Annotated in this window: 16 protein-coding genes; 1 reads left to right on the forward strand and 15 read right to left on the reverse strand. The window is 33.7% G+C overall.

Translation table 11 applies throughout. From position 1 onward, the window contains the following. Positions 1-139: 139 nt before the first annotated feature. The 13 genes from FGG79_RS22215 to FGG79_RS18995 all read right to left on the reverse strand — a co-directional run bounded on the left by FGG79_RS22215 (position 140) and on the right by FGG79_RS18995 (position 16,420). Positions 140-208 carry a hypothetical protein gene (locus FGG79_RS22215; protein ID WP_240794334.1) on the reverse strand — a complete coding sequence of 23 codons (69 nt, stop codon included), beginning with the start codon at positions 206-208 and terminating at the stop codon, positions 140-142. 342 nt (positions 209-550) lie between these two features. Further along, on the reverse strand, positions 551-1,003 hold the full coding sequence (locus FGG79_RS18935; protein ID WP_240794332.1) for an NUDIX hydrolase: 453 nt from the start codon (positions 1,001-1,003) through the stop codon (positions 551-553). 93 nt (positions 1,004-1,096) lie between these two features. Further along, positions 1,097-2,521 (reverse strand): M1 family metallopeptidase, encoded by a 1,425-nt coding sequence (locus tag FGG79_RS18940; protein ID WP_138781234.1) that lies wholly within the window; start codon positions 2,519-2,521, stop codon positions 1,097-1,099. An 831-nt stretch (positions 2,522-3,352) separates the two neighbouring features. Continuing rightward, a complete protein-coding gene (locus FGG79_RS18945) occupies positions 3,353-4,030 on the reverse strand; it encodes a hypothetical protein (protein ID WP_138781236.1) in 678 nt (225 codons plus the stop codon). A 16-nt stretch (positions 4,031-4,046) separates the two neighbouring features. Beyond that, positions 4,047-4,541 carry a hypothetical protein gene (locus tag FGG79_RS18950; RefSeq protein ID WP_138781238.1) on the reverse strand — a complete coding sequence of 165 codons (495 nt, stop codon included), beginning with the start codon at positions 4,539-4,541 and terminating at the stop codon, positions 4,047-4,049. After that, entirely contained in the window at positions 4,538-5,038 is a 501-nt protein-coding gene (locus tag FGG79_RS18955) for an RNA polymerase sigma factor (RefSeq protein WP_138781281.1), read from the reverse strand. The genes FGG79_RS18950 and FGG79_RS18955 overlap by 4 nt, the downstream gene beginning before the upstream one ends. Positions 5,039-6,057: 1,019 nt before the next feature. After that, the gene (locus tag FGG79_RS18965) at positions 6,058-6,696 is read right to left on the reverse strand and encodes a hypothetical protein (RefSeq protein WP_138781240.1); all 639 of its coding nucleotides are present in this window, start codon (positions 6,694-6,696) and stop codon (positions 6,058-6,060) included. Between the two features lie 164 nt (positions 6,697-6,860). Then, on the reverse strand, positions 6,861-7,658 hold the full coding sequence (locus FGG79_RS18970) for a hypothetical protein (RefSeq protein ID WP_138781242.1): 798 nt from the start codon (positions 7,656-7,658) through the stop codon (positions 6,861-6,863). Positions 7,659-8,140: 482 nt separating this feature from the next. Further along, entirely contained in the window at positions 8,141-10,009 is a 1,869-nt protein-coding gene (locus tag FGG79_RS18975) for a TnsD family Tn7-like transposition protein (RefSeq protein WP_138781244.1), read from the reverse strand. Between the two features lie 20 nt (positions 10,010-10,029). Then, a complete protein-coding gene (locus FGG79_RS18980) occupies positions 10,030-11,859 on the reverse strand; it encodes a TnsD family Tn7-like transposition protein (protein WP_138781246.1) in 1,830 nt (609 codons plus the stop codon). Next, positions 11,856-13,448, reverse strand: coding sequence for an ATP-binding protein (locus FGG79_RS18985; protein ID WP_138781248.1), 1,593 nt, complete (start codon positions 13,446-13,448; stop codon positions 11,856-11,858). The genes FGG79_RS18980 and FGG79_RS18985 overlap by 4 nt, the downstream gene beginning before the upstream one ends. A gap of 13 nt (positions 13,449-13,461) precedes the next feature. Further along, positions 13,462-15,606: a Mu transposase C-terminal domain-containing protein gene (locus FGG79_RS18990; protein ID WP_138781250.1), complete on the reverse strand. Its 2,145-nt coding sequence runs from the start codon at positions 15,604-15,606 to the stop codon at positions 13,462-13,464. A 1-nt stretch (position 15,607) separates the two neighbouring features. Beyond that, on the reverse strand, positions 15,608-16,420 hold the full coding sequence (locus tag FGG79_RS18995; protein ID WP_138781251.1) for a TnsA endonuclease N-terminal domain-containing protein: 813 nt from the start codon (positions 16,418-16,420) through the stop codon (positions 15,608-15,610). 154 nt (positions 16,421-16,574) lie between these two features. On the opposite strand from FGG79_RS18995, the gene FGG79_RS19000 reads away from it, so the two are divergent. Beyond that, positions 16,575-17,090 (forward strand): helix-turn-helix domain-containing protein, encoded by a 516-nt coding sequence (locus FGG79_RS19000; RefSeq protein ID WP_138781253.1) that lies wholly within the window; start codon positions 16,575-16,577, stop codon positions 17,088-17,090. Between the two features lie 266 nt (positions 17,091-17,356). Here FGG79_RS19000 and FGG79_RS19005 read toward each other — a convergent pair whose 3' ends face one another. After that, positions 17,357-17,716, reverse strand: coding sequence for a type II toxin-antitoxin system RnlB family antitoxin (locus tag FGG79_RS19005; protein ID WP_171051004.1), 360 nt, complete (start codon positions 17,714-17,716; stop codon positions 17,357-17,359). A 27-nt stretch (positions 17,717-17,743) separates the two neighbouring features. Then, positions 17,744-18,850 (reverse strand): type II toxin-antitoxin system RnlA family toxin, encoded by a 1,107-nt coding sequence (locus FGG79_RS19010; protein ID WP_138781257.1) that lies wholly within the window; start codon positions 18,848-18,850, stop codon positions 17,744-17,746. Between the last annotated feature and the right edge of the window lie 4 nt (positions 18,851-18,854).

The following is an 18,854-nucleotide window of genomic DNA, read 5'->3' on the forward strand; positions in this document are numbered from 1 at the left end:
CAAGTAGAAGATTATTTGCTATGTATTCTATTTTTACACCTTATAGTTTATCGGATTTTTCAGAAAGAGCAGATTCGCCAGCTCCAGTTCTAACTAAGATATTTATGCTTCCGACTCTTGCTGCAGCAACCATATCACTTCAAAGATCTCCTATCACTACACAGTTCTCCAGATCTAACTCATTTTCTTTCTGTGCTTCAGTTAGCATACCCGTATTAGGTTTCCTACACGAGCACCCCTCATCATGTTCATGTGGATACAAGTAGACACCATCAAACCCAAATGCCAGTAACTCCTCTTCAAAGTCTTTTTTTAGCTAACCCTCAAGAAATTCCCGGGTGATTTGTAAAAGAAAAGACTCTTATTCCTAACAGGTTCTGTTTTGGAGTACAAACTTCTAATTAACAAACGAAATTGTCGAGCTATTTGCAGCTGAAAAATAATCATATTTGCTTAAAAAAATGGTCAGAGGTGTGCCCCCTGACCCGTTTTTTTATAGTCGTTATTCAATTAACGCCCCCTATAATTGAAGAAAGGCTTGATTAAATATTTACAAATTTAATACTTCATTTACTGCCCAATAATGATGCTCGTGAACAAGGAGGTATTTCACACTTTTTATATCAATCCATTCGATGTAATGTTCATTTTCATATGGTTCTTGCACTTTCTCGGATAAATCTGCTAAATAAAAATATCCATCACTCAGCAATGGTTCGCTTTTAGTTGATTGAAAGTATCTCATTGCATTACCAATGTAAGAAACAATAATTGCCCTGTAACCTGTTTCTTCTAGCATTTCTCTCTCAATGCAATTGAGATGGCTTTCATCATTTTCAATTCCGCCTCCAGGTAAAAAGTGATGACCTTTCCCATTGTGGACAGTCATAACTTTGTCTCTTTTAGTATTGAAAATGACTGCATAAACTCCTTTTCTCATTTCATAGTTAATATTATTTATTTTTTCTCCAAATACTTTATTCAGCTTTTCACCTTCATTCAAAATAAATCCCTTCTTCAATTAGCCTGCCCTTTAATTGAGCAAAGGGTGCCAGTTGTTCAGTGAACACTCCTAAAAAGGAACGCATAAAAAAGCTTATTTTTCATTCAAATCCAGCCATCCTTCAAAATCTTTATTATTCTCTAAGTTGAAATAATGCTTAGTAAACCTTACAAACTCGTTGGTGTTAATTTCTTTGTACCTGTACTCTTCAACGTAGGTTTTAAGGAATTTCTTAGCTGTTCCTTCTCCCCCATACTTCTCAAAAAGCATCCCTAGTCCCAAAGATGCTTTTCCATAAATATAAGAACTTTGAGTTTCGTTAGGGTATCGGTTTAAAGGAAGATTAACGGGGAGACTAAGTTCTTCTCTAAATTGATCCCCAAAATCAAAAGTAACGTCTTCCTCTTTATCATCAACGTAATACAAAAGCGTAGCAATCTCTGCTAGACCCTCATCTAGCCAAGCATCGTTATAGGGGTCATTGCTAACCATCCCATAGAACCACTGATGTGCTACCTCGTGAACAATCATACGTCTTAATGCGGCTGAGTCTAGTGGTTTAGAGTTGTAAATAGAACCCACAGTTACTATATTTGGGTACTCCATCCCAAGCCCACCAAGTATTACATCGAACTCCTTAGCAGTATAAGATCCGAATTCTTTCTGAAAATAGTCCAAAGCTTTTACCGCAGTTTCTAGCACTTCATTTGCTTGATCAGCTCTTTCTTTATCACTGAATACACGCACATTCACGTTATTTATAGTCGTTGTCTTATCAAAAACCAAGTTATCTTTTAGTAAAGCAAGGAAAATCTCTTTTTCATTTTTCACTTTGATTTTTGTGCCTTGGTTATTAAGTAAATCATCTTCTTCACTTGATGAAACTATGGTATAAGAAGGTGGGACTTCTACATCCAATTGAAAATCACTAAAGGGAGTATGATAGGTTTCACCTCTTGATAGATACTCTTGTTTATTCCACCCGTTTCGATATGTTGGTACCATAGGATACCATTGAGCCAGGTGAAGGCTTTCTCCGACTTTTGTAAATCTTAATCCCTCTGATGGCATTGTAAAATCATAGTCTATTTGAACATTGACATTGTGATTCGGAGACAGTTGTGTTTTTAAGGGGAGGGTTAGGGTGTCTTTTTCTAAGGAGTAATTTGAACTTGTTCCATTTACTTTGATATCTTTAATATTTACAGCTGCTGGATGATCTAATGAGGGTGAATTTTCTTCTGTAAATATATTCGGAATGAGATATAAAACAAGACGATCCCATTTTTCTTCAGAAATATTGGTAATAGCAATTTTTGCTTCTACACTAACCTTTTCATCTTTATCCATCTTCAATAAAAGATTATAGGAACTCTTACTACCTGGTGATACCTCTTTAGCAACAAAAGGTTGTTCTTCATTATTGCTCGATATGGTTAAGTCTCTATTGAAAATCAAACAAAATGCAATCACACAAACTAAAATAGAAAATATTACAAGGAAAGATCTATTCTTCAAATCATAACCCCCATATGATCCTCTTTCATCAAATAAATAAATTGAAATACTTTACTTTTATTCTTATTCAGAGAAGATACTATTTATGAAAATGTTCTATTCTATCAAAAGGTCCGTTGAAGTTAAGCTTTCTTCAGTAATATCCAGAAGCAGCACTATGTTTAGTATACTAATTGAAAAAATGTTCCTTTAACGAAGGATATGCACTTTCCTCTAATAAATTGCTAAAACTATGAAAGAGACAGGAGGTGAAAAAAGTGAAAAGGCTTTTAACATTATTATTGTTCTCTCTATGCTTGTTTTCTTTATCAATGCCGACTTCTGCTCGGCAGTTTGAATATCCTGCCGAAAGCAGTTTGAACATCTACGATAATTAAAGCTTTTTGCTTGTCCATCATAAAATTTCTCTTAGCATTTAATTTTCCACGTTATTAATATATTTTAATTTACTTTTGCTCACTTAACTCAATTCCAATTATTTCAAAATTGCACTTCTTACTCAAGCAAAACCTTTCCTAAAAAGAAGTTCATCCTGTTCTGGACAAACCCCTGTTGAATAAGAATATTTATCCTTTCACTTGAACGACCTAATTACTTCAATATATGAGAAAGAACAAAGACCTATTGTTACGCTAACGAATTAGTAACGAAACATCGGTTCTATTTACAAAAGTTAAATTGAAAAAATAGAAGTTATTGTTATTGAAATGACTCATAAATATTTTTCTAAATTCCACACCTTTTTTAAATCAAATTAACAAAATAGCCTACAGACTTCATTTGAATTAACCAAACAATAAAAAAATGACTCCTTCTCCATCAGAACAATAATTACTTTTTCTTTACTTTTTCAACTATTGATTCAAACGTTATCCCTTCTGTGGTTTTCACGATAAGTGGTTCCTTGATTTCATCGATTCCTATCATAATATATGGAGTTTCATTTGGGTTTTCTCCTTCCCCTATATGGACAGTTCTTTCAGTTCGATCATTTTGCCTAACCTTTTCTACATCAATGTCTTTTCCCATATATTTTTCACCAAGAGTTAAGGTTACTTGTTTACTACCTTCAGAAATTGTGGTGACTCGATAGTAATTTTCATACTCATGGTCAGCTGATTGAACAAATTTCGTACTCCCTTCATCAATGATCCAATAATTATCACTACTATATATAAGGATTAAAAGTGATGTGATGAAGATTATAGGCATTGCAATGAGAGTTAGTTTGTCTCTCTTTACCAAAGGTTTTCTTTCATCTTTACCCGCCAGGAATCGTAAACTGATGGTTCCCAATATCGCCGTTATCAAGAAGCCTAATCCTAGGAAGCCATAGGCCATTCCTTCAAACCTCTGAATATAAACAAATCCATAAGCCGTAATTATAAAGGCTGCAAGAAAGTTAATAAGCGGGGGGATAGAATATGCACCAAATTTCTTTGACACTGTATAAGTAAATGTAAATAATAGAAGACCCCAAAAAACACCCACAAAAATTAAAGTAAACATGTAATATTCTCCCTCTCTACATTAATATCCATTTCAAAATAGGAGTCGTAAGGGTGATGAGAAGCACATCCACCCCCAGTGAAATAAAACTCCACTTCTTATTGAAGAAAGTAAAGGTAAAGACAGTTAGAAAGATTGATGTTGGAAAATAAAAAAGGAACATCCCTGCGTCAATTCGATTAATCTCTCTTAACGTGAGGGACGCACCGTGTGTGAAGTCGAGGCTAGAAAAGACTAAATAAAATAAGATGACAGACCTTATTGCAATTAAAATAATCTTAAGACCAGTATTAAATTGTACTAATCTTTTTAGTGGAGGTATTTCCGCTTCTTCTTTTGGTGAGGCAGGTGATAACACCTCATAAAAGTCATGAATGGTTGAAAAAGAATCTGTACAAACTTTGCATTTCTTCATATGATCCAAAAGAATTTCTTTCGTTTCAGGATCTACTTCATCTATTATCGGTATTAGCTCATTACATAAATGATGGATTTTCTCCTTGTCATTCATTTTTCGCACCTCCCATTCACTATCTTCTTTTTTATTCTAAACACCTTAGACTTGAGCGTGGAAACTGGAATACTTAATAGGTCACTAATTTCCTGGTAATTGTAGCCGTGATATTCTTTTGCTAAAATGATGGCCCTTTCTGTAGGAGACAAAGAGTTCAAAGTATGTTCCAATTCATTTCGGATCATAATTTTGATTTCAGGTGATTCATCCTTGATTAACAATGACTCAATAATTTTTTCATCAGTCAATAGTGCTGGTTTTTTCTTCTTGTAATGGTCCAGAAGTGTATTTCTCGCTCCTTTGATAAGCCAACTCTTCATATAACTAACTTCTAAAATCCTCGATGGGTTCAAAAGAATTTTCGCAAATAATTCTTGGATGATATCATCTGCTAACTGACCATCCCTGGTTAGCCCCATCAGAAAATTTCTTAAATATAAGTAATGCTCATTGTAAGCATTCTCAATTGTTTTTAAAGGTTTTCTCAATACCATAATTAAACATCCCATCATTTAGCCGCTAATAAACAGACGATTCAGTTTTGATAAAGTTGCATTGAACACTGAATTTTTATAAAAAGCTGCTATTTTTCATTTTTTCAGAAATACTTATGTTCAATTATATGGACAAAAAAAAGAGCTTCACATCCAAAAAGGATGAAACTCTATACCTTAATAATATTTCCCATAGAAATCCTTGCCCAACTTTCCATTAAGCTGAGCATTGAACTTTGTCGTCTCACTTTTTTTCATATCCCCAAAGGCTTTAGACTACTTCCATATTAGGTGAGTGGCATAGCTAAGTCTTAATTGATGATGGTGTATGCTCTTCTTTACACTACCTCGTTTAGAAACCCTTTTTATGTATCGAATCATATAATACTCATTCAGTGATTGGGTTTTCTTTTAGTTATGAACAGGCACTCCACTTGATCGACGACCAAATACTGTTTCAACAAACGGGAGCAGCAAATGTAAAATACAATTCCCTCGCTTTGTCACCTTTCCCATGAACAATAACAGAGTTAACCGAGAAGTTTATGTCTCCTCGTTTAAGCTTTACAATTCCCCCTACCCGGCAACCTGTGAAATCCGAATTCAAACAATGCATTTTCAAGGAGCTCTCGCAAGCTTTCCTTAAGTGTTCAATTTAAAGATTCGTAAGGAACTTAGGAATTCATTTTCCGTTCTTCAGTTTCTTTAATTTAGCAGAGTGTAACACTTTCAATAGCTTCTTGAGTGAATTTTATAAACTTCACCTTTGCGTGCTTTAGAACGCTTTATAAAGTGAGAAGGTGGGCCATTCACGTACTCCCCTTCTTACTTATTAAACAATATTTCACTTTCACACCAGACTTCTGGTCTACTTACATTTCCACAAATTCTTAGAGAAGCGGCCGCTCACTAATTAAGATTTTAAATTCACTCATTAGTTTCACCTTTTTCCAGTTCATATTCTTCGGAGGAGGTCACTTTAGCTAAATATATAAACAGTAGTTATAAATGCGAATGTATTACCTTTTAGTAAGTAAATTAATCCAACCAAGGGTAGAAGCCTCGTCTGCTTTTCTATAAGTAGCTATTTGTAACTCTTGCATTACTTTGATTTCATTCATTTGCTCATCGTATCTTTTTTCTTCTTCAAATAGATTTAATGCCTCTTTCAAGTCATCCGCTCTACCGTTAATGAAGTACCTTTCAAGCTTATCCAGTGTATAAATATTTCTGTAATCCTCAGGAACCACCGATTCGTTTTCTATTTCGAAAAGGAGTTTTTTGTTCTCAATAGGTATTTCTAAAATTCTATCTGCATATTGAGTTAACTTTTTTTTCATTTTCTTCCTGTTGATTCTAACATATGTATTAATATAAGTAACAGTATATAAACAAACAATAACCCAAAAGGCAAAATCGCTTAGTTCTCCACGCCCAAAAATATATGCTAAAGGTAAGGTTATAAAGTCTATTGCATATGAAACCACAAACAACATGATTAACCAAACAATAATATGTTGAAGCCAATTAAAATTTAAGGGTTTTTTATGAATCAAGTAATAATCATCATAGTTATTTTTTAGTTTCTTTATCCTTTCCTTTGTTAATCTTATGTTTGATAAAATACTTTCTTTGTCTGTTAAGTATGAGTTCTCCAACTGTTGTCTCCTCCAATCTTTACTCTATAAACAGCACCACAATTTTATGCTATTATAAGCTTACAAAAACCACTTGAAATCCAGTTCCTATTAATATCCCTTGAGTTCCAGAAGTACAAAGTGAAAAATCTACCTAAAGGAAGGATTCAGGACTAAAACTTTCTCTAAAGTTCTATTTCCTCAACTGATTTATCATTGGCACCTACTTTAAAAAAGCTTTCCTTGTTTGCTTCCTTATCAATTGCCTTGATGATAAAGTAATCACCTTCATCGCCAACTTCATATATTTCTAAAGATGCACTACGTAGACCCTGACCTACAAGGGCTAAAGCTTGGCTTTCTGTTAGTTTCTCCTCCTGAACAGGTTGGTCAACTACTTCTTCTTCATGCACAATTGATTGGCTTGTTAAATCACTAAATAACCATTCATTGTTTTGAAGGGAGAAAGTAAATTCCAAATCTACAGTTCCCGCAATATCCGAGGTAATCCGTTGCATCAGTGTATGTGTGTTTTTATCAATCTTAAACCCAGAGTCTATATTAAAGAGAAGAGGCGCATCAATTTCTCGAGGGTAAAGACCTCCATCCTTTTCTATGAAATACATGTCCAAAAACACCTTGTTTAAATCTTGGGTAGCAATCCCCTCAAACTCCTTAAACAAATCCTCTTTAGTATGAAACTCCTTTATTGGTCCTCCGCTATATCCGTCGAGCAACGAATAAAACACATTATTAAATTCAATTAATATGTTTGCGGCCACACCTTCAGTAAATTCTGGTACTTCTTCAGTCTTCTTCTCAACTGCTACCTTCTTGATGTCATTTTGTTTCATTTCATTGTTTAATTCTTCTGGTGCTTTTTCTGAAAGTTTCTCTTTAGATAAGGTTTCTTTAGAAGAACACCCCATCAATAAAACAATACTCATAACTAAGAATACAGGAATTATAAGAACTTTTTTCATATGTCCTCCAATTGTATTAATATCTCTGGTATTTTATATATACCTTTTATTTCGGCTGTTTGGATAATATTTTAAGTTTTATTGCTAATCACCTAGTAGAATTATACTATTCAACGGAAGAAAGTGACTTATCTGATTTTGGTAGAATGTGTCTTTACTATAAGAAATCATTCTTTATTGACATACCTGTGTGATGTTTTCGCCCTATTAGGTGAATTATATTTATTATACAAGTCTCAATTAGTAAGGGGTTCAGTTACGGGAGGGAAAAGCAAATAACAATTTTCCAAACAGAAAAACCAGGCCTAAAGCTCTGGTTTCTTTAGATCTATGTCCTCTTCTTGTTCCGCAATAATCCCCGCTACTTGAATATCACTTTATTCTTAACCGGACCATAAAGGGGGTTTTACTCAATATCGGTTAAAATCGGGTAATTCGCTAATTTGTCGGCAAAGATTAACTTTACTTGTTTTACAATTTTTTCATCTTCCCTTTTTTCGTTTATAATTTTCATCAATCAACTCATTTATTGTTTCTATTAGTTCTGAATTAAGCGCATGATATAGGTTTAACATATTAATTACTTTAGAAAGTGATACTTCTTCATAGGCTTTTTCAAGTTGTTTTATCGCCCATTTAGCTTTTCTTATTTGAAAATCCTGGGTTGGTTCAATAACAATTTCCAGGTACTTCTTAATTTGAGGTAGATTTTCTAAATTCCTGCTAATAAAGTATAAGCCTGACTCGGTTTCTATTCTATTTATAGTGACTCTTATTGGTTTTCCAGGTGAGTTTTTAATATTCCTAACAGTTGTCTTCACTAAGTCAAAATATTGTTGGTCTCTTTCTACCCATTTTACACGTTTATTCCCAATGCTAAACGGGACAAATTTTGGTGAATTCTCCTTTAGCCACTCTTTATCGTATTGAAATAACAGTGAATATAATCCTTTATCCTGATTTCTTATTTGATCTTGGGAATAGCCAGGATTTTCATTCACTAACGTTAACCATCTCTCCTTTAAAGTATCAATTTTACTAAGTGTAGGAGGTTGTTTTTTAGGTTGTTTTTTAAAGTTATTAATATACCTTCTTACGGTTTCATGGCTTACTTGCAGTTCTGCAGCAGCGGCCTTATAGGTTAATTTTTGATTTAATACTAAGTAAAAAAGTCTTTCCTTCCATACTGAACCATACTCATATACTCTATTGTATCTATAGATATCATCTAAACCTTTATCAGGGCCAATACGTACATATTCATAACCGCACTCACAAGTGAATAGACCTCTAGGGTTTCCAGTATTATGATCTCTTTTTATTTGCACATCGTTTATTAGTAATTCTTTATAGTGGTTAGCCGCCGGATTCAAACATGGAAATGGTCCGGTTCCAAAATGAGAGTATTTTTTGTTTTCAACCTTGTTCAAATCACTAACAGATATATTTAGGAAACATTGGAGTAACAAATGGTAAACTGGGTGAAAAACACTTCTATGTTTACTTGTAATGAGTCTAACCCAGCTAAAATTTTCACCGGGGTTAAAACTACAATTAAAAATACTTAACAAGTCTTCCCCATAGAAATTTAGTAAGTCTTCAGCTAGTTCTATTTGGTTTACTGTGCCATTAACTGATAAATAGCCTTTTAGGCCTAAGAAATACCTATAAGCTATATGAAGGTGTTCGGATTTTACACTGATTTTTTCCTTTAATAATTCAATTCCTGCTTTTGTTAAAGCTTTGATGATAGGATAGTGGTTTATTATTACTCGAAGAGTAGACTCGTCTATATTATCACCACAGCTCTTATAACTTATAGATATAAATTCTGTTTTATTACTCCTAACTGGCACGTTACTCTCGAGTAATACTTCGTCATGTTCTAAACAAATAAAAGAGCTTGGCAATTGATGGTTCACATGCCAATACCCTTCTCCAAGTCGCCTTTTATCACTTTCTAAGCACCTCTTGCAATACATTAGAAAAGAAGGTTTCCTTACACTTGAACCTTGCAAACCAAGTTTCAGATAAAGTTTCTGGATATCTTCTCCCTTCAATAATTTTTGTTTTAACTCTTCTCTTAAACAAGGGTCAATAGAGAAGGTGAAATAAGGAAAAAAAGTGTGACTCTCTATAATCTCATCTGATGAAATGTAATTAAACAAATCAAGTTTAGGTTTTAACTCATTCAGTCTTGACACAAATTCAACATTTGTTTTCACTCCTGATACATTATAGATATCCATCTTTGTTTGTGAGAAGCTATTATTACTTGAGTGACAGTGGTATCTAGCGATAGCACTATAAAACAATTCATTTTCATATAATGGTGGAAAATAACCTAACATGTATAATACTTTCCCCCTTTTTAATTTATTAACTGGGATATAGCTTCTTCGACCGAACCGCCTAAGTTATTTTTTAAACCAGCCAACCTTCTTATTTTCCAGTCAGCCAAACTTTCTTCATTATTTTTTAGTTCATTACTGATATATTGAACTCTTCGTATTTGAAATTCTTCAATTGTCTCTGTCCTTTGAAGTATTAATTCCTGTGTTCTGGGTAGCTTGCTTAGATTTTTTTGCAGCAAACTTCTGATACCTAAATTTGCTCCTATTCTTGAAATAGTAACTCTTACTGGAGGCTCTAATCTCAGTAATTCTTTAATCTTCTCTTTTACTAATTGCAAATAAAATATATCTCTCTCTTCCCAATCCACACGAGGTTTAGCCTCCTTCCGCGCATGAGCATTCTTTGGATAATTTGCTTTAAGCCAATCTTTATCATTTCGGTAAAGATACATATAAACAGACTGATTAAGCCCTCTCAATTCCGTAATACTACTAGAATTATTTTTTAGCAATTCCAACCAAACTTGTTTCCTCTCATTTAACAAATCATTTTTTTTAACACTTATTGCTTCAAATACTATTTCATTCTTCACCAGATTTGTGTACTTAATTACTGTTTTTGTATCGACACCGAGTATTCTTGCAATTTCCCTATAGCTATGTTTACGGGTACTTATTAGTTCACCTAATTTACCCTTCCAAACTGGTCCAAAATCTTTTATCTTACTTATTATAGGTAAGGAGTCAATACCTTGTTTAACCTCTTTAGAATAATATTCAAAACCACACCCACATTTAAATAAACCTATTTGTTTATTGGTCCGGGCACATATTATAAATTCCACCTTATTTATTACAGGCTGTTTATAATGTGAAGAAGCCTTGTTCAGGCAAGGATAAGGTCCAGAACCAAAGGGATCCTTATCCTTGTAACCATTCATATTACTTGTTTCTTCCAAGAAAGTTGATATTAGTACATGCCTAATTGGATGAAACGTTTTTCTATGTTTTCTAGTGATTGCCTTTAACCAACAGGATTCATCATAATAATCTACGTTGGATTGTAATTTTTGTAGGATACCTTCGCTGTAAAACGCCCTAAACCTTTCAAAGAGTAACCTCTGGTCAACTCTCCCACTATCCTTCAAAAAACCTTTTTCAGCTAACTGGCTCTTATAATTAGTTAGGTGAACAGAATTTTCTGATAATAGAAGTTCTAATTTTTTTGCGATCTTCAATAAAACAGAACGTTCTGCTGGGATGAAATTTTCCTTAAAGGCTTTATCTATACAATTATCATTTCTAGCCGCAACAAATTCATGGCGGTTTATCGGTCTAAAGGACACATTACTTTTTTGAAGTTCACATTCATGTATTGTACAAACTAAAACTCCAGGTAGCTGATGTTGGATCTTCCAGTATGGTTCTCCCAGTGTCTTAGAATAATCACATAGACACTGAGGACAGAAATAAAAGAAATCTTTTTCTTTTATCTCACTAGACATTCCCCCAATCAGATGTATGGCCCCAAGTTCTTCGCTAGTTTTCATTAATTCAAGAACTCTTACTTGAAACTCCATACTAGTAAACCTAGTATAATAATAGTAAAAGGTATGTTTCTCAATTAACTCGTCTAATTTAATTGTAATAAAGGGTGAGACCTTCTGGTAAAAGGCAGCCAAGTTAGAAGGTAAATCTGGAACAGCCAATTGGCTTTCCTTATCAAATAAGTCCCTCATGGTTTCTTTTATACTCTCATTAGGTGAATGAACATGGTACCTTGCAAACCAACTATAAAGTAGTTCGTCATTATAAAGTCTTGGTATAAACCCGAGTTGGGGAATCACATGGAAAACTCCTTCATTGGATCTTTTATATATCCAGCATTATGCAAGGAATCATATGCTCTCAGTTTTTCCTTCTTCCCCTTTTCCACAATCACTTGTAGAACATTTGTCTTGGCAGCTTGTTTCTGTACATCTCGTCTTTGTTGCATTTTATCTTCTTTCTCGTTGATATATTCCATTGACTTCTGTAGTATTATCTGGGGATTATCCTCTTTTGTTTCTTTAATTATCTTTTTAACGGTTTTTTCTGCTTCTTTCGCTGGGATATCTAACGATATTAAAGCGCTTATTACTTTCTCCATTACTGATCCTTCAAATTTTTGTTTTTCTTCCTCCTGAAGCTCCTTTCGCTTTTGCATTGAGGCTCTAAGATCGATCTTTGATTTTCTCTCTTCTAAAAACCTTGATAAATTCATTGGGGCTATATCTTCATATTGCTGAATTTCTGACCATATTCCTCTTTTTAGAGCATTTAGCATAGGTTGAATCAATTTTAAATCTTCTTTAGCGACTACCTTTATTAATTTTGAAGTTATTACCTCGGTACCTGTTTCAATAGCTCTGCTTTGCGCTAAAGAGTATAACTTCACAGCTACGTCCACTATTCCTTGGCTCTCTTCATAAAGCGTTTCTTTTAGCTCAGTAGATAACTCGACCTTCTTCTTCGTCCACTGATATTTCCACATTCCTTCAATTAACATATCCCAATCATCATCTTGTTTCATTTGTTCCCAGACAATGTCACCTTGCCCGCTTCCTCTTCTAGCTTGTCTAAAGTCTTGTTGAAGAATGGATTTGGCTTTCATAGTCCCTATTAACACAATTGGGATCCCTATTTCATTAATCAAAGTAACGAAGAAGTTCATCATTTTTTCTGATCCATTGTCCCTTGTAGCAGAAATAAGATGCTGAATTTCGTCTATAATAAGAGCCCCTACACAATGTAACCTTGCAACCCTCCCCATTTGAATAACTAATTGACTTATTGAATTACTTCTTTTAGCAAACTTACTAAAGTAGTTCGTTCCTATCAATTCATCCACTTTAAAGAAGAAATCAAAACAGAGAGTTTTCAAAGAGCCATCGTGTGGACAATTTAACTTTAACGACACGATCTGTATTCTGTTAATTGGGTAGGTGTGTAAAATAACTTTTGGGTATAAGGATAGAACTTGCTCAATCGCAGTTGTCTTCCCTATCCCGGAGTACCCCATAAATGTAAAACTAGAAGCGGCCGGTACTGAACTAACCTTAAAACCCCTTAAATGTTTCACTTCATCAGCGTTAAGTGGGTTTCTTGTAATGTAGCCTGTTCTAATTAACCTAGAAAAACGCCTCTCTAAATCAAGGTGTTGACTGACTGGCTGAAAGAACTGTTGCAATCTAAATAACATTTGATATCTAATCTCACTTGATAATTCTCGTTCTTTCTCTGAATAAAGTGGCTTAATACGCATGTTTTTATATGCTTCATTTGTTGAATAAATCTCAGGTAGCGCCTCAATTAATGGGTTTCCCTTATATTCTTCAATCACTTGCTCTATATATTCAGCATTTAGATAAGAAAATTCACTAGTCGATTCTTCCATTGATCATTCTCCTTTAATCGTTTTCAGCCAAGTCTTGTTCTTCCAATAGCTCTTTGATTGATGGACGCTTATATTCTTCCTCTCCAGGCTGTTCTTCTATTACATCTGTATTTATATTATTTTCATCCTCTGGACTTAAATCAAATGCCTCTCTTTCCCTGTTTGCATCTTTTTCTTTTTTTCTGTCTGGATTAATAGAGCTTACTTTTGCTGAATTACTTTGGTCAACTATTTTATCCTCACTATTTTTAATTGCATTTTCTATAATAAATTCCGTTTCGCTTATAGAATCTATATCCTTCTGAAGCTGCTCATGCTCATTTTGTTTAGCAATCCACTTCTCATGTTCATGTAAGTAAATTACTTCATGGAGATCTTTGTTTTCATACTTATGTTGATGTTCAAGAAGATAACAAGTGTCAATTGAATCCTCAAATTCATTAACCAGATATATTTTAGAAGTGTTCCTTGGATCATATGCTACATCGACTTTCCATGTACCTTTATTACGTGCAATGGTATGCCAATTCTCACTAGTCGCCTTCTCAGACGTGTACAACATGCTATTCATCTTAATCCCAGTGGCTGTCACAGTAGCTTTACTTCTTGGAAGTAAATTTAATTTTACAATTTCGGGAGAATGATAAGTCAGGCTTCCTGATCGATTCTTTACCCCCCAGTTCCATAATTCAATAGGACATGGTTTCACGTCTTGTTCTATCATCTCTAGATCCCGAGGATAGTTTTGTAAATATTTCTTGGTATTATGACTAATCACTTGGCGAATAATAATTTCAGAAAAATCTTCTATGGTTAGCTTTGCATCCAAACGATAATCTTTCGCTCCCCTTTGTCTAAAGTCAGTATCGATATATCCTGGCAAGAGTGGTTTAACTTTTTGATGTAAAATATCAAAGTGTTTCTCAACAATCCCCTTCCAATCAGCACGATAAGGTGCAGCGTTTTCAACGTATAAATCGAACGCATCAATTAACCTTTCAATATTATATCCTTCTAATTCACCTCTATCAGCCAAAAATAGTTCAGGTAAATGTTCACACGGCCATTGTTCTTTGGTAATAGTAATCCCGTACTCTTTGCAGAACTCCACTTTGTCTGTCACAGTATTAGCAATTGCCATCATTGCACCTAACCATGAGGGTCCTTCTAAACCGATGTATAAGCCTGCTACCATACGGCTGAATACATCAATAACCAAGTACACAACCGGACGACCTATTATCCAATTGGGATTATACCTAGAAACTAAATAGACATCTGCGATTGTTGCGTCAATTTGAAAACGTGAACCCGGGCCAAAGGTTTCATAAGTTGAAGAACCAAGTATAGCTCTGTGATCTTTTTCAAATTTTTTCTTCCCCAATTTTGCTTTTAAGGTCTCCTCAATTTCGTGCTCCTTTTTATACCAATAACGATACTGTCTCATTGTAGGAACAACAGAGCTATCTTTAATAATTACTTTTTCTATCCCGTCTTCACCAATGTATATATCTTCCGCAAAAAAATCTCTTATCATAAAATTATAAGCATCTTGTAAAGTGGTTTTTTTCGCGTTTTTCAAGTAATGTTTGACGAACGAGACCCTTAGAATTTTCTTGGTAGCTTCGTCAATATTTATTAAAGAAGCACCTTCTTTAAACTTCGGTTTCCTTCCTATTCGTCCATTTTTAGCTGTTTTCTCTTTCCCTCTACCTCCTGAATTCTTATAATCCGGTATTAAAGCATTGGGATTCTTACCTCGCTGCCAATACCTCCTCAGATATTTATAAACGGTCATCTTTGTAATACCATGTTCAGTCATTACTTCTTCTATGAGCTTACCTCTCTTTTCTCTTACAAATATGTCAGGCTCATTTCTTGCAATGTCTTTTATAACTTCCCATGCCCTCTCTTTATTCTCTCTCTCAACACTAGAAAGGTTCCCACTATTTATAAGATATGGATCTTTACGATGCTTTACAATTTCTCCGTTAATTATATCCTCGACAATATCGCTAACTCTCCTTACTAGAGGCAATCCCTTTTTACAGTCTACGTCTATGACATAGGCCACAATATTTCCGGGGTCAACCCATAGAACCCTTAAAATACTCTTTGACCGTTTTTCTTCTAATAATTCATTTACATATATATTCATTTTATACCCTCATCTGATCAGTATTTTCTTCCCTAATTTTCAGTTGAGCTATATCAATTTTACTAGGAGTAAACCTAGTGTTCATATCTAATAAAATATCCTTCCTTGCTACAAGATGTTTAAATACGGAAAGTGCTTCCCCTGGTTCACTTAGGTATTCCTCCTCAAATTTATTTAGGAAGTTAATCAACCTGCCGTTTTCCTTCCTAAGCAATTGAGTCATTAATTTTAGAAATGTATTTTCATGGTTAGAAAAATAACTCTTATGAAATTTTTTTAGGTTTTCTACAAATATTACTGGAATGTCTTTATCAGTTACTATTCCAAAATCCACCTGGTTTTCTTCCCAGTATTGTCTTTCAATCTCAAATAAATCAATTTTCCTCTTTTCATCTAAATCCTTTGAATACTTCGTAGTCCTAGCCAGGTATTTTATTTCCCCTCCTTCGCTCTTTGAAATAAGGAAGTCAGTTGTCATAACAATAGGTACTCCATTTTCATTATTAACTGGATGGTTTATACCCTTTTCCTCAGCAATTTTCATAGTATACTCTCTGTCCAGTGGAAACTGCTCCCTGATATCAATCACATCCTCTGCCCAATCCATTAGAAGCAAATAATTCTTTTCCAAGTCAGAGAGCAATTGATGTTGCCTACCTGACTTCCAACCTTTAAAACGATGTGACCTGCCAATAGAAGGTACATCTTGAATGGTTAACCATGGTTTGTAATTGTGAAATTCACCTTTTCCTCGACCTTCCTTATAATATTTAGCGATTTTCTCCTCCGTCCAACCCGTTTTACGCTTAGCCATAACTTCACTTCCTTCGATTTTACTTGTAAGATTTTAAGAGTAGTTCATAATACAATTAAGGTGTATATGCTTATCTGTATAGCCAAGATGAAATATAGGTATACCTATATTTTTTATAAGTATACCATATATATTTTAACAAGGGGGTAAATATGTGGTAAATTTAGGAGAGAGAGTTAAATTTTTAAGAAGGTGTTTTTCAATGAATCAAAACACCTTCTCAGAGCATATAAAAATTTCTCAAGCAGCCTTAAGCGATATAGAGAAAGGTAAAACTAATCCATCTGTAATCACAATTCAAAAGATAAGTGAAGAATTTGGTGTTTCAACTGATTGGATAATTAAAGGGGATAAAATGATAAGTGAAGAGTACATGGAGAATGATAAACCAAAAGTGATGTTTAGATATTTTACAAAACAATTGGCAGAAGTCCATAGATATATCCATGAAAACTTTAATATACCAAAACCACAAGTAGATAACTTAATACATAGTTATCTTACAGATCTCTATTTAACGAATTTGTCCGATGAAGAAAGAGTACTGAAAGAAAATATTGACCTGCTAAACCCAAAGGAGAAATCTGAAATCCTCTTTATACTGAACGGCCTTGTGACGAATAAACTATACTCAAGGAACTCTAAAGATTGGGAAGAACCCTCCTCTTAAAAACAGCCAACCATAGATTTATGGTTGGCTGTTCAAATTTAAAACTCTTTATACTTAAGGATTATTTTAGGTGCTTGCTCACTATAGTTACACATATTTTACTATTACTTATAAAGTTTTTAACAGTATACCAGCGCCATAACTAACTAATAAAAAAGGTTCAACGATAAATGGTCATATCAGATGGACTGATAAATTAAAAAATGATCTATGTATACATCCATAGATCATTACTGTCTTAATTATATTTGTAATTTTGAAGTTGATTAAAAAACTTTACCTTGTTTTAGAAGATACTGATACGATCTAGGCAGTATACTATTTTCTAAATAATTCACATGTTTCTTATAAAATTCTAAGACTTTAATTTTTAACTTTACATCTACGTTTAATGGTTTAAAGGAAGTATAATCAAAAGTGTTACCATTAAATTCAGCCTCTAAAAACCTATTTGAAGAAACACCGTTAGAGAGAAGCAAATCAAATAATACCTTGCCTTGAAATTGCGCATTTAATTCACCCTCAATGTCCTCCAGTTCTTCTATAGGACTAATAAAAGATGTAGAAAATACTACGCAAGGATACCCTTCAACTTCATAATCTTTATGAATTTCATAATTTTTCATAATCATCACCTAATATAAAAAGGATTTTTATCTCCTTGAAGCAACACCATTGAGTTCTTTATGTGCAATTTCAATTAATGATAAAACATCCGAAACAATCGTTTCTGCCTCTTGCTTTGTTTCAATAATTCGGGTTGCTGCATCAATTGCTTCAACATGGAATAATTTATGCCTGTGTTTGTTATAGTAATTATATAAATCTTCAATGACTTTTTTAACAACCACACTACCATCAATGTCTAATTTATCGACTAATAATTCCTGTTTTCTTAATACACCATTATACCCAAAATAATCTCCAAACCCGTCCTTTTTTATTCTTACCCCTTTTGAAAGGAATATACTCTTTAAAACGCCCTCCAAGGTCTTTAATGCAGGAAAGGCAAACGGCGAGTAATCTTCTAATGGAATATCAATTTTATTTAATGCCAAGGATCCTGACAATATCTTCTTTTGATTCTCTCCTAAAAAATTATATGCAGAAGGCATTAGTTCCTGCATTTCTTCTCTTATTTCCTCAGGACTAATTTCAACACTAAAGAATTCTGATTGGTTCTTTATAACCTCATCAAATGGAAAATAACCTGATAATAAACAAGTTATTTCCTGATACAAAAACATTGGTTTACCCTGTATCTGAAGCCTTTTATTACCGAAATACTTTAATGTTAATTTATCACCAATGTTACTCTTATATTGGTAGAGGGTATAATTATTTGATTCGTTATAGCTTTGGTTTATTTTTTTTACACCTTCAAGTTCTTCATCAAAGAATTGAAGGATCATTTTAAGTTCCTCTTCGTCTATGGGGTGTACAGAATAGGACCTACTTATAACATCTGTATGCTTATAAGTTAACTTACCTAAGATATGCGTGGCAATTTCAACGCTAACATCTTGGTTTTGACCTACAGTTGGCCTTATTGTGGTTTTATCATCATTATTAAAGTAAAAGTCCAAAAGCATAATTTTACTATCTGCCTGAATTATACATCTATGTTGGACACCGCCCACTAAAGTAATCGGTGAAATTTCAAAAGATTCAAACTTTTCTTCTGCATATTCTTGAATCCAATCTAACAGGCGATCCCTATCCAATAATAAACCCTTAAAAGGATTGGTTTTTTTACTCATCTTA

The organism is Bacillus sp. BHET2 (genome assembly GCF_005938125.1).
Classification (GTDB): domain Bacteria; phylum Bacillota; class Bacilli; order Bacillales; family Bacillaceae_B; genus Rossellomorea.